The 12,978-nt window shown below is 67.3% G+C and carries 9 protein-coding genes; 6 read left to right on the top strand and 3 right to left on the bottom strand.

The genetic code is table 11. From position 1 onward, the window contains the following. The first annotated feature begins 4 nt into the window (after positions 1-4). Positions 5-1,123, top strand: a complete 1,119-nt coding sequence (locus AC3B5T_RS12200; protein ID WP_055477026.1) for a transporter substrate-binding protein — start codon at positions 5-7, stop codon at positions 1,121-1,123. On the opposite strand, the gene AC3B5T_RS12195 is transcribed toward AC3B5T_RS12200, so the two are convergent. After that, positions 1,064-2,596 (bottom strand): PucR family transcriptional regulator, encoded by a 1,533-nt coding sequence (locus AC3B5T_RS12195; protein ID WP_055477025.1) that lies wholly within the window; start codon positions 2,594-2,596, stop codon positions 1,064-1,066. The genes AC3B5T_RS12200 and AC3B5T_RS12195 overlap by 60 nt on opposite strands. Before the next feature lie 307 nt (positions 2,597-2,903). On the opposite strand from AC3B5T_RS12195, the gene AC3B5T_RS12190 reads away from it, so the two are divergent. From AC3B5T_RS12190 to AC3B5T_RS12175, 4 genes are all read left to right on the top strand, one after another. Continuing rightward, on the top strand, positions 2,904-4,955 hold the full coding sequence (locus AC3B5T_RS12190; protein ID WP_084817342.1) for a hydantoinase/oxoprolinase family protein: 2,052 nt from the start codon (positions 2,904-2,906) through the stop codon (positions 4,953-4,955). A 38-nt stretch (positions 4,956-4,993) separates the two neighbouring features. Further along, positions 4,994-7,006: a hydantoinase B/oxoprolinase family protein gene (locus tag AC3B5T_RS12185; protein ID WP_055477023.1), complete on the top strand. Its 2,013-nt coding sequence runs from the start codon at positions 4,994-4,996 to the stop codon at positions 7,004-7,006. Positions 7,007-7,121: 115 nt separating this feature from the next. Continuing rightward, positions 7,122-8,762, top strand: coding sequence for a purine-cytosine permease family protein (locus AC3B5T_RS12180; protein WP_055477022.1), 1,641 nt, complete (start codon positions 7,122-7,124; stop codon positions 8,760-8,762). Between the two features lie 221 nt (positions 8,763-8,983). Next, complete coding sequence (locus AC3B5T_RS12175; RefSeq protein WP_055477021.1) at positions 8,984-9,970, top strand: ABC transporter substrate-binding protein; 987 nt, start codon at positions 8,984-8,986, stop codon at positions 9,968-9,970. On the opposite strand, the gene AC3B5T_RS12170 is transcribed toward AC3B5T_RS12175, so the two are convergent. Continuing rightward, positions 9,951-11,186, bottom strand: a complete 1,236-nt coding sequence (locus AC3B5T_RS12170) for an MFS transporter (RefSeq protein ID WP_231632815.1) — start codon at positions 11,184-11,186, stop codon at positions 9,951-9,953. The genes AC3B5T_RS12175 and AC3B5T_RS12170 overlap by 20 nt on opposite strands. Positions 11,187-11,446: 260 nt before the next feature. Then, positions 11,447-11,965 (bottom strand): TIGR04338 family metallohydrolase, encoded by a 519-nt coding sequence (locus tag AC3B5T_RS12165; protein ID WP_055477032.1) that lies wholly within the window; start codon positions 11,963-11,965, stop codon positions 11,447-11,449. A 44-nt stretch (positions 11,966-12,009) separates the two neighbouring features. Between AC3B5T_RS12165 and AC3B5T_RS12160 the strand changes: the two genes are divergently transcribed. Next, on the top strand, positions 12,010-12,978 hold the full coding sequence (locus AC3B5T_RS12160; RefSeq protein WP_488358729.1) for a YhjD/YihY/BrkB family envelope integrity protein: 969 nt from the start codon (positions 12,010-12,012) through the stop codon (positions 12,976-12,978).

Raw genomic sequence — 12,978 nt, 5'->3', positions numbered from 1 at the left:
CGGCATGCTGTATTCCCTCTCGGGCAACCAAGCGGAGATGGAGCAGTCGATCCTGGACGGGGCGATGCTCGCGGTCCACCAGATCAACTCCCGCGGCGGCGTTCTGGGTTCGGACATCCAGGTCGCGATCTACGACGACCACTCCGAGGTGTCGTCGACCGCCCGCGGGGTGGATCATCTGTGCACCACCGAGAACGTCGACGCCATCGTCGGTGGGTACACCTCCGCGGCCCGCCTGGCGCTGACCCCGGCCATCCACGCGAACGCCTCGTTGTTGATGTATCCCACCTACTTCGAAGGTGAGGAGACCGACTCGCGGATCTTCTACTGCGGCGCGGCGCCCAACCAGTACATCGCCGACTATCTGGCGTGGATCGCCGGCACACTCGGCCGGCGCGTGTACGTCGTCGGCTCGGATTACATCTATCCGCGCGTTCTGGCCGAGGCGATCCGACGACTGGCCGGAAGCCTCGGGATCGAGATCGTCGGCGACCGCTACGCACCCCTCGGAGAGACGAGGTTCGAATCGATCATCGACGACATCGATCGCGTGCGTCCCGACGTCGTGGTCTGCAATCTCGTCGGCGCCGACTCGACGACCGCGTTCTACACGCAGTATCACCTCGTCGGACTGACCCCGGACACGGTTCCGATCGCGGCGACCGTCACCACCGAACTGGACCTGGCCCACATGCCGACCGAGGTCAGCGACGGTCACTTCATGGTCGCGACCTACTTCTCCGAGCTGTCGTCGCCGGTGAACGACACGTTCCGGCGCGATCTGGCCCAGGTGCGGGGCCAGCGGTGGAGTCACGCCGCCCAGATCGGGGCGTTCAATGCGGTGCACGCGCTCGCGCTGGCCGCCGAGCAGGCCCAGTCACTCGACGTCGACGCCCTGTCGCGCGCGCTCATCGGCATCCGTTTCGAGGACAATCCCGAGGGCGCGCCGTTCTACTTCCGTGCCAATCACTACAGTTCGCATCCGTCCTACGTCGGCCGTGCCGCGGGCGGGAAGTACGAGGTCATCGCCGACTTCGCCGCACGCCAGCCCGATCCGTGGTGGTCAGGGAGCCGTCCGCCGGCTCCGGTCCCCCCGCCCGCGGGACGTCTCGCCGACGCATAGGGCGAGGTAGTAGTCGGTGCGGTCGACCATCGACTGCAGTCCGCGTCCGGTGAGCTTCTCGATGCGGGACAGGCGGTATCGCAAGGTGTTGATGTGGATGCCCAACTCGTTGGCCGTCGCGCCCGAGTGGCAGTCGAGCGCGAAGAACGTGACGAGAGTCGACACGTAGCTCGTGTCCTTCTCCTTGTCGTAGGCGAGCACGGGGTCGAGCAGCGAACTGCGCAGCGCCGCTGACCGTTCGGAGTCACCGGCGAGCAGCGTCGCGGCGAGCGGCACCGGCAGGGCGATCGTGGCCGACGACTGGTCGTCGGCGCGGGAGTTCCGTTCTGCCATCTGCCGCGCGTTGATGAGCCCCCTCGTCAGGTCGTCGCTGCTGCGGATCACGTAGGAACTGCCGCCGACGGCGAGCTCGGCGTGCCGGGCGACGAAGACGTCGGTGAACATCTGCAGATGTGCCTCGAAGTCGCGTCCCGTCGGGGGCGTCGAGTCCTTCTCGGTGCCGGTCTTGATCAGCGCGTATGCCACCGAGTCATGCGCTGCCGCAACGGTTGCGAGGCCCGCGCAGGCACCCAGGTCGTGCAGCGCGTCGACGACCCTCGCCGCCGAGGTGTCGCTGTGCGGCCCGATGATCACCGCCACCGAGTGGACGCGATCGCCGGTTCCGTAGCCGAAGGACCCCACCCACGGATCCATCGCCGACGACGGGATCCGCGCCTCGATCAGCTCGCGGACGAGGGAACCTTCCAGCGGCCTGCGCATCGTTCGGTTCACCCGCAACAGGTATGCGTCGGCGTCGGCGTCGTTCGCGAGTTTGCGGACCCGGGTCGATTCGAGGGGACGTCGACGCGGATTCGAGAGCACCAGCGCCGCGCCCGACCTCGGCAGGGAGATGTGCAGGGCCGCGGCGGTCCCGGGAATCGCGTGCAGGAGAGCGGGGGGCAGGGCGGTGGACTTTCTCAGGAGATCGGTGTCGACGGTCGCGGACGGCACCGTGAGTACTGCGCCGTCGAGCACCACGGCCCCGCTGATCCCCGATGCGCGGTGAAACGCGCCGAGGGACGCCAGAATCGATGCCACCGGACCGGATTCGTCGATGGAATCGTCGACCATCGCACGCGGCGCGACGACCATCTCGACGTCGCGGAAGCTCCTCTCCCTGGGGAGCATGTAGATCGGCACACCGTGGCTCACGCAGGCGGACACGAACTCGGCGGACAGGTTGTCGTCATCGGTGTCCACCACCACCGCGGCCGCTGCGCACTGCCGCAGGGTCGCCGCGAACGTCTGCGGTGCTCCCGACGCCGGCCACCCCGTCGGGCCCATGAGGACGAGGTCCCCCGCGCCCACCTCCGCGGGTTTGATCCGACCGACCTCGCAGGTTCCGGACACCTCCACGTGTCGCGTCCGCTCGGCGGCCCCCGGAGTGACCGACAGCAGACCCACACCGACGACGACGTCACCCACCGTCGCCATCCGATCGCCTCCTCGCCGCCGCCCTGTTCGTCGATTATCGGTGCTCACAGTCGTTCTCACCACCCGACCGCACACCGCCGTCGTTGTTTCCGTTGTGTGACATCACGTTTCCGGTCCATGTCGGACACATCCGCGTTACGCGCCGCCCCCGACGGTTTGCGCAGGTCGCGCGCTCTCCATCGGTCCGTCGCGTGTCAACGTCCAGCAGTCGGCGCCGTGGTACTGGCTGATGAGCCAATTGTTCGGCGGGCCCGCGCCGGGTTTCGTGATGGGCGTCCCGAGACCGCCGAGCCACGAGGAAGTACCCATGACGAAAGCCATCAGCCGGACCGACAAGGTCCGTACCGCCGTCGACATCGGCGGGACGTTCACCGACGTCTTCATCCAGCACTCCGACGGCACGATCGTCACGGCCAAGTATCCGACGCAGAGCAACCCCATCGAGGGCGTGCTGGCGGGGATGGAGCAGGCCGGCGTCGGATGGGAAGATGTCGAGTTCTTCTCGCACGGAACGACAATCGCGACCAACGCACTCATCACGAGGAAGTTCCCGAAGGTCGCCCTGGTGACGACCGAGGGATTCCGCGATGTGATCGAGATCCGGCGCGGCGACCGTGAGTCCTGGGATCCGTACCAGGAGGTCGCACCTCCGGTGGTCCCACGTCGCCATCGCCTGACCGTCAGCGAACGGATCGGCTACGACGGAGCCGTGCTCGAGCCGCTCGACGAGGACGCTGCCCGCGAGGTCGCACGGGTCCTGCGCCGCCGCGAGATCGAGACCGTGGCAGTGTGTTTCGTCAACTCGTTCACCAATCCCGCACATGAGAACCGGATGGCCGAGATCCTCGCCGAGGAGCTGCCGGGCGTGTCGATCACCACCTCCAGCGATGTCCTGCCGGAGATCTTCGAGTACGAGCGGTTCTCGACGACCGTCGCCAATGCCGCCCTGGTCCCGATCATCGGCCCCTACGCCCGGACGCTCGAGGGCCGGCTCGCGGATGCCGGCTACGACAACGATGTCCTGCTGCTCCATTCGGGCGGCGGAGTCATGACACCGGCCATGGCGGAGAAGTACGGCGCCCGCCTGGCCGCCTCCGGGATCGCGGCGGGGGCGATCGCGAGCCGGCACATCGCCCGCACATGCGGGTTCGAGAATTCGATCGGGTTCGACATGGGCGGCACCTCGACCGACGTCTCGCTCACCGACAACGGCGTGCTGGCGACGACCAACATGTGGAGCGTCGCGTTCGGCCACCCGATCTGCTTCCCCAGCATCGAGGTGCTCACCATCGGCGCCGGTGGTGGTTCGATCGCCTGGCTCGACGACGCCGGTTCGCTGCGCAACGGCCCCCAGTCCGCGGGGTCCGACCCCGGACCGGCCTGCTACGGCGCGTCCGGGGATCTCGCCACCAACACCGACGCCAACCTGATCCTGGGCACCGTCGGCAAGAAGCTGGCCGGCGGCGTCAAGGAGCTCGACGAGTCGATGGCACGGGTCGCCCTGGAAAAGATCTCCGCGCCGCTGGGTCTCGACGTCGAGACGGCGGCGCAGTCGATCATCAAGGTCGCCAACGCCAACATGGCCGACGCGATCCGCCTGATCTCCATCCGCAAGGGCCACGACCCGCGGGACTTCGCGCTGGTCGGTTTCGGCGGAGCCGGCCCCCTGCACGCCGCCTACCTCGCCAAGGATCTGGGCATCCCGACCGTCATCATCCCGCCGCACCCGGGCGTCACCTCGGCCATGGGCTGCATGTTGGTCGACATCCAGCACGACATCACCCGGATGTACCTCGCCGACACCGACGGCGCGGACCTCGACCACCTGGCCGCGACCTTCGCCGAGTTGCAGGAGGAAGGACGCGAACGACTGACGGCCGAGCACGTCGACCCCGCCGACATGCTCTTCGAGTACTACCTCGACATGCGCTACGAGGGACAGTGGCGGGCGATCGCGGTGCCCGTGTCCATGCCGCTGACGAGTCTGGACGAGGTCGTCGCGACCTTCCACGCGACACATCTCAAGGAGCACAACTTCGCGGCGGAGGACACCGGCGTCGAGATCTACCGGATCTCGTTGCGCGCCATCGGACTCACCCCGCGGATGGACGTCACACCCGCCGACCTCATCGATCCGGCGACCTTCTCGCCGGAGCCCCTCGAGGTGCGGGACGTGCTCTTCCCCGACGAGGTCGCCCGGCTGGCGACGCCGGTGTACGACCGCGCCGGCCTGCCTCCCGGAGCCGTGCTGACCGGCCCGTGCATCGTCGACCAGCTCGACTCGACGACCGTCGTCCCGCCGCGGACATCCGCGCGGGTCGACGAGTGGGGCAACCTCCTGCTCACCGCCGCCGAGTGATCTCCCACCCGTCTCAGACAGAACAGGAAACCCCAACCATGGCAACAACACTCGACCCGGTCACGTTCGAGGTGCTGAAGAACGCCTTCATCAACACCGTCGATCAGATGGCCGAACAGATCCTGCGCACCTGCTACTCGTTCGTCATCTACTCCCGTGACTTCTCCTCGGCGCTCTGCGACACCGAGGGCAACACCGTGATGCAGGGCACCGGCGACATCGCGGCCCACGTCGGAACACTGCACTACACCGCGAAGGCGGTCATCCGGCAGTTCGAGGGCGACATCCATCCGGGCGACGTCTTCGTGATCAACGACGTCTACGAAGGCGGAAGCCACTTCAACGACACCCGGATCATCCGGCCCATCTACTACCAGGGCGAGCTGCTCGGCTACGCCCAGGCCAACGGCCACTGGGCCGACGTCGGCGGCGCCACTCCCGGGTCGTTCAACGTCAAAGCGCTCGATCACATGGGCGAGGGACTGCGGATCCCGCCGACCCGCCTGTGGAGCAAGGACCAGTTCCTCGAAGACGTCGCCTACCTCATCGCGAAGAACACCCGCAACCCGCGCGACATCATCGGCGACATGCAGGCACAGGCGGAGGCGACCCGCGTCGCCGAGCGCGAGATCCAGCGTCTGTGCGACAAGTACGGCGTCGAGACCATCAAGACGGCGATGGCCGAGGTGCAGGACTACGTCGAGGATCTCACCCGCGCCAAGATCGCCGAACTTCCCGATGGTGTCTGGTACACCGAGGATTACATCGATCAGGACCCGGCGCGCGGGGAGGGTCTCATCCCCATCAAGACACGGATGACGATCTCCGGAGACACCGTTCACTACGACCTCAGCGAATCACACGCGTCGATCTCGTCGATGCTCAACGCGGGATTCGGCGGGTCGTTCGCCGGCATCGTCGCCGGCACGAAGATGCAATTCCCGGACATCCCACTGAATTCCGGGTTCTACCGCGTCGTGACAGCAGACCTCGGGCCACTCGGGTCGGTGGTCAACGCCGACTGGCCGTCGCCGTGTGCCGGCTTCTGCTCGGGCCCGTTCGAGAAGATCATGAGTTCGGTCTTCGAGATCTGGTCGGACATCCAGCCCGAACGGGCGATGGCGTGCACGTTCAACCTGGAGTACCTCCTGGTGGGCGGCCGAGATCAGCGCGGCGACGGCAATCCGAATTTCATGTGGTACGACTGGATGATGGGTGGCTGGGGCGCCCGCAACGGCGCCGACGGCTACAACGCATCCGCTGCCGTCTTCGGAGTCCAGTACGGCACACAGCCTTTCGAAGGGCAGGAGCGTCTGGCCCCGGTCCTCACATCGTGCCACGACCTGGTGCCCGACTCCGGCGGGCCCGGCAAGTTCCGCGGGGGCCTCGGCGCCGAGAAGGGCGGAAAGCTGTGGGCCAGCGACAACACCGTCATGTCCTACTGCTGTGATCGCGAACGGTCGGTCACCTGGGGACTGTGGGGCGGCCTGCCGTCCATCCCGCACGGGGTCTGGCTCAACAAGGGCACCGAGGACGAGCAGTACCTCGGCTCGATCTTCGCCGCGGTCCCCATCAAGTCGGGAGACGAGTTCACCCGTCCGTCGGCCGGTGGCGGCGGTCTCGGGGACCCGCTCCAGCGCGACGTGGACGCCGTGCTGGAGGACGTCATCGACGGTTACGTCTCGATTGCCCGGGCGGAGAAGGACTACGGCGTCGTCGTCAAGGAGATCGATCCCGAGATCTTCGCATACGAGGTGGATCTCGAAGCCACCCTCACCGCACGCGAGTACATCCGCAGCAATCGGCACGCGTGGATCGAACGCGACCCGCAAGCGGTCTCCGAGGAGTACCGCTCCGGTCTGATCAACGAGATGGACTGTGTCCGCCAGTACGGCGTGATCCTCGACTGGGGCAGCGGTGACGTCCTGACCAACACGACGTCGCAGTTCCGGCAGATGTTGCGGCGGCGCACCGTCATCCACTGGACCGACGACCCCACCGTCGACTTCGTCCCGGGCACGCTGACGGTGTCGGAGCCGGCCACCGTCTGACGTTCCCGGCACCGGGACCCGATTCGTACGACACCCAGCGGCGGGTGATGGCGACGACGCCATCCACCCGCCGCTGCCGGCACATCTGACCACCACTCGAACACCAAGGAATGCAATGACTCTCGACATCTCGTCCTCCAGGGCGGGCGGAGTTCCGCCCCTGGACGTCACATACACCGACGATCCCCAGGTCCTCGCACGCGCCGCGGCCGAGGACTACTCCATGCACATCGTGCCCAACTCGTGGCGGACGTCGCGTTCGTCGGTGTCGATGGCCTGGTTCGGCCTGATGAGCGCGATGTTCTTCGTGGTCGTCGGCGCCACCGTCTCGCTCTCCGTCGGAGCCGCCGACGCCCTCATCGGCATCGGACTCTCGGTCGTGGCCTACGGCGCCATCAACTCCGTCGCCGCCAAGTTCGCCAATCAGACCGGAACCAGCGTCTCGCTGTTCTCCCGCGTCGTGTTCGGCCGTGCCGGATCCGCCTTCGCCGCAGCCCTGTTCGGGATCACCATCGCGTATTACGTGGTGGCCGAGGGCGCGATCGTCGCGTCGGCCCTGCACGCCTACTTCGGTGCACTCCCGATCGCGTTCTGGGCGTTGGTGGTCGTCGCCTATCAGGCGCCGCTGGCGTGGCGCGGTGTCGCCACCTGGCTCGACCGGCTCAACGGAGTGCTGTTGCCGCTCTATGTGGTCGGGCTGATCGGTTCGGTGGTGTGGGCGATCGCCGAATACGGTTACAGCAACGACTGGCTCACCTACGAGCCGGAGGCCGCGGCCGATCTCGGGGTGCCCGGGTGGTGGTACGCCTTCGTCATCTACATGGGCGTCTGGGTCGTCACGATGATGGCCTGGGACTACGCGCGATTCGGCCGCCCGCAGGACGCGACCTTCAACGCACGGGTGTCCTTCGGTACGCCGTTCTACGTCGTCACCCTCTTGATCAACGCGGCGGTCGGTATGTTCCTCGCCCAGACCATCACCATCGCCGGACCGCTCTCCGAGGAGTCGGCGATCCTCGGGATCGTCGGCATGATGGGTATCTGGGGTCTGCTGTGGGTCGTCGTCAGCCAGACACGCGTCAACAGCGGCAACTTCTACCTGGCGTCCACCAACTTCCAGAACTTCTTCGCCCGCACGGTCAAGTTCTCGATGCCCCGCACCTTCTGGGTCGGCGTGGTCGCGGTGATCGTCTACCTGATGATGCTGACCAACGTGCTGTCCTGGATCACCACCTCCCTGCAGTACCAGGGCGTCCTCATCGTGGGATGGGTCGCCATCGCGCTGACGCACATCGCCTGGATGCGGCTGCGTCGGATTCCCGCCGACTCCCTGGAGTTCCGCCCGGGACGCGTGCCCGCGGTCAACCCGGCCGGCGTCGGCGCGTGGGCGGGCGCGTCCGTGATCGGCATCGCTCTCGTCTTGTTCGGCGGTACTTTCGGCGCGGTGTGGGCGTCACCCATCGCCTTCGTCGTCGCCGGCGTCATCTACGCCGTGGCGCTGAAGTTCCGGCGCGAGGGCTGGTTCACCATGCAGCGACCCCACGACCCTCGCGATGAGGTCGACGACATGTGGGAGGCACGCATCCGCTGTCACTGCTGCGATGACAGCTACATCGCCTACGAGATGGACCGCGACCCGGCCGCCGGACATGCGCCGATCTGTCTGGCCTGCGCATCCGACGACGTCGAGTTCCAGCGAGCCGCGGATCGTGAGGCTGCTGCGTCGAAGGCCTCGAGGACACGCGCCGCCAGTTGACCGACCGGATCTCCGGACCGGGTTGCCCTCCGTGGCAACCCGGTCCGGATCGGTCGTCAACGTGGTGGATCGATCGTTCGCGGCGGGCGACCCATGTGGCGGGGCGCCCGCTAGCGCCTGTGATCGATCGCGCAGGGGCCGGTCGGCCCACCGGGTTAGGATCACCTCACTACTGCTGATGAAAGAGGTATCGACTCGTGGTCGTGATGAATCGCCGAAGAATGCTGACGTTGAGCCTGACCGCCGCCGCCGCAGGCGTGCTGGCCGGCTGTGACTCCGAGGGTCGCCCGGCAGAGGGTGCACCTGCTGCGGTGACGCCCGAATCCGACGCATTTCCGGTCACGATCGATCACATGTACGGGTCGACCACCATCGAGCGCGCCCCCTCGCGGATCGCGGTCATCGGTATCGGTGATGCCGACGTGCTGCTGGCACTGGGTGTGATGCCGGTGATGGTGCCGGTGTGGAAGGGCTCGACAGACGACGGCATCGGCGAGTGGGCAGAACCCAGGATCACCGGCGACGATCCCGAAGCCCTGGCCAATGCCACTGCAGACTTCAGCGTGTCCGCGGTCGCCGCCGCCCGGCCCGATCTGATCGTCGCCGTGAACAACGCAATCGACGAGCCCACCTATCGGCTGCTGGCATCGATAGCGCCGACGGTGTTGCACGCGGCAGACCACACCGACTGGGTGCTGCCCTGGCAGGAGGTCACCACGAGGATCGGCACGGCCGTCGGACTTCCCGGTGCAGCACGTGAGTTGGTCTCTTCCACCGAGGATCTGGTGGTCAGCCGACGGCGCGACAACCCACAGTTCAGCGGCCGGACCGCGGCGATGGTCGTTCGGTGGGGGGACGGCAACCTCCGCGTCTACAGCCCGGAGGCCGCGCGTACACAGTTGCTGACCGGTCTGGGATTCGGGGCGCCGCCGGCGCTCGCGGGTGCGTTCAACGGCCAGTTGTTCGTCGAGATCTCACTGGAGAACATCCCGATGATCGACAGCGACGTCATCGTGTTCGACAACTGGCCGAACTCGCGCACCGAGATGGAGTCCCTTCAGTTGTTCTCACAGCTGCCCGCGGTGCGTTCCGGCGCGCTGGTCGGACTGGACCCGATCGTGAGTGACGCGGTGTCCATGCCGAATCCGCTGACGATACCTTTCGTGCTCGACGACCTCGTCGAACAACTCAAGACGAAACCTCTCTGACGCCGTCGCGCCGGCCCAGGCGGATGCGCACCGCCTGGGCACGGTACCAACCGATCAGGCCGGCCACGGCCAGCATGATCACAGCGGTCACGGGAGCCCACACGGCCGCCGTCGACAGATCGCGGGCGTCGGCCACGTCGTAGAGCGCACCCACTCCCGCCGACGCGGCGAGACAACCGAGCCCGGCGACGCTGTTGAGCAACCCGAAATATGCGCCGAGATGTCGTTCTGCAGCCAATCTCGCCACCGTGTCGCGCATCGGGGGGACCATCAACATCTGGCCGAGGTGCAGCAGCGCGACCCACGCCGCGAGCGCGGTGTTGCCGACGGCGACATCGTGTGGCGAGATCTCTGCGAACACCGGTGCGAGGAACGACAACCCGATGATCGCCATCCCTCCGATCACTGCTCGGCGATGGCCGATGCGGTGGGCCACGGCAACCATCGGCCGTTGGCAGACGATGACGAGGACGGCCGCCCCGGCGTAGAACCAGCCGAGGCCGGACTCATCGCCGGTCAAGGACTGCAGTTCCACCGGCAGCATGAGGTACACCAGGCTGAATGCGGCCAGCTGTGTGCCGCACAAGACGGCGTAGGTCATGAACACCTTGTCCGACAGCACCGTTCGCCACACCGCGGACAACGCGGGAGAACCGGGACCCCCGTCCAGGTCGGCCGTGGTGCGCACCGTGGCGGGGAACCACCGCCAGAACGCCACCCACAGCGCCGCGAACAAGGCGGCCGCGCAGCCCGTCGTCCATGCGAACGGCACACCCAGCAGCGACGTGCCGATGATCGGCCCGATCACGGTGCCGATACGGCTGCACATCTGCTCGAGGCCGAACAGTTCGGTCCGCCTCATGATGGCGTCGCGTTCGAGCTGCGCACCCACCGCCGCGTTCGCAGCTTCGACGGCAGGCGCGAACAGCGCTGCCGCTACGCCTATCAGGACCACCCCGGCGATGATCCACGGCAGGGTCGTCACGAAGCCGAGCATCGCGAACCCGGCAACTCGCACAGCGATTCCGAGAAGAATGATCGCCCGGGGACCGAACCTGTCCGCCAGGCTGCCGCCGAAGAAGAACAAGCCCTGCTGAGAGGCCATCCGCAGGCCGAGCACCAGGCCCACCACCGCGGCGGAGAAACCCAGGTCGCTGCTCAGACGCACAGCCAGGAACGGGACCACCAGGTAGAAGCCGACATTGAACAGGGTCATCGACGCCAGCATCAAACGGACCGGTCCGGGCAACGCCCGCAGTTGCGACCACCCGCTCGACGGCGTCACCAGTCCCTCACCACATTTCGTCCGCGAGACCGGGCCCGAAGAGTCCCCGGCCGTGCACCCCGAGGGCACCTGGGAAACCTACCAACGCCGCGGACGCACGCGGCGACCAGAGGCTACGAACGGCTGCTCCGACACCTCGAGGACGTTCCCGGCGAGTGGCCCCGGGCTCCGCGCCCCCGCGACGAGGATGGTCAGCCGATCCCGGAATCGCCGAGCACGACCCGATAGACGAACGCCGTCTCGGGCCCGAGTACGAGCCCGACGAGTTCGATGAGCGTCAGCACGAATCCGCGCCCGTGCGCCGGGCCGGTCGTCCCGTCGAGGTGGTGGGCGAGTTCGTGCAGCACCACCAGTTCGCGGAGCGCCCAGCGCCCCTCGGCCGCCGACGGGATGGCGATCTCGGCGGCGAGCGGCGCGCCGTCGGATCTCCGGACCCGGGCGGCGTAATGGGCGGATCGCTGGCCGCGCCGCTCGCGGACCGACACCGGTTGTGACGACCGCTCGAAGCGCGATCGCACCCCTGGCAACGCCAGCACCCTGGTCACGTAGTCGGCGACGGCGTCGACCGATGCGAACCTCGCCTCGGCCGGCAGAGTGATCTCGGTGCCCGCCAGCTGCACCGTCCGCGACGACGACACGTTGTCGAACAGACGGTGCACGAGGTGCTCGGCCTCGTAGAATCTTGCGCGCCCGGTGTCTCGTTCACTCACGGCATCGCCCATGATGAGAGACCCCGGAGCCGATGGGAGAGTTCATGCGCCGTCCTGATCTCGATGCAGTGCGCGAGCGCGTGATGCGGCTGCCCGGCGCCTCCCTGGTTCTCCGCATCGTCATCGACATCGCACGAGGAAACCTCACCGACCGGTCGATGACCCTGGCAGCGCAGGCCTTCACCTCGATCCTCCCGATCGTGATCCTCGTGCTCTCCCTACCGGGCAGCGACGTCGTCGACGACGCACTCACCGGGCTCGGCATCCCGGTCAGCAGCTTCGACACGCCCACGATCGACGACCCGACGTCGGCCACGACCTTCGGCGTCCTCGGTGCGCTGATGACCATCGCCGGCGCCACCTCCCTGTCACGTGCCCTCGGCCGAATGTATGTGTCGATCTGGGACGTCGCCAAACTGTCGTGGGGCGGCTTCTGGCGGTGGGTTGTCGTCGTCTTTCTCATCCCCGCAGCGGTGACCGCCCAGGGCCTGTCCACGGGATTGCAGGCCACCTCGGTGTTCGGCATACACGTCGGCGACCGCGGCATCCTCGGGATCGTGCTGATCGTCGCCGTGACCCTCCTGATCTGGTCGGCCACATTCACCGCGATCCCCCGGCTGCTGGTGTCGTCACAGGTACCGATGAAGTTGCTACTCCTGAACGGTCTCGGCACCGGCCTCCTCATCACGGTGCTGCTCGCCGGTACCCACGTCGCGCTGCCCACACTCGCCGCAGGAACGATCCGCAGCTACGGCACGCTCGGCGTCGTCTTCGTCGCGATCAGCTGGCTGTTCGTCTTCGCACTGATCCTCGTGGTCACCGCCATCGTCGTACACGCCACGGCGACCGACGAGGGTCGCGTCGGCCGGTGGGTGCGGCGTTGGGCGGGCACCCCGGCGCCGTTCGTCCCGCAACCGTCGATGGCCTGGTACGACCGTCCCACCCGATCCCCGGGGGCGTCCGCGATCGACGACAGCGCACCCGGCGATCGGCATCGCCTATCCAACCCCTGA

Source organism: Gordonia sp. G4 (assembly GCF_057770005.1).
Note: the sequence above shows the minus strand (reverse complement) of the source record. Positions and strands in the feature narration are given on the sequence as shown.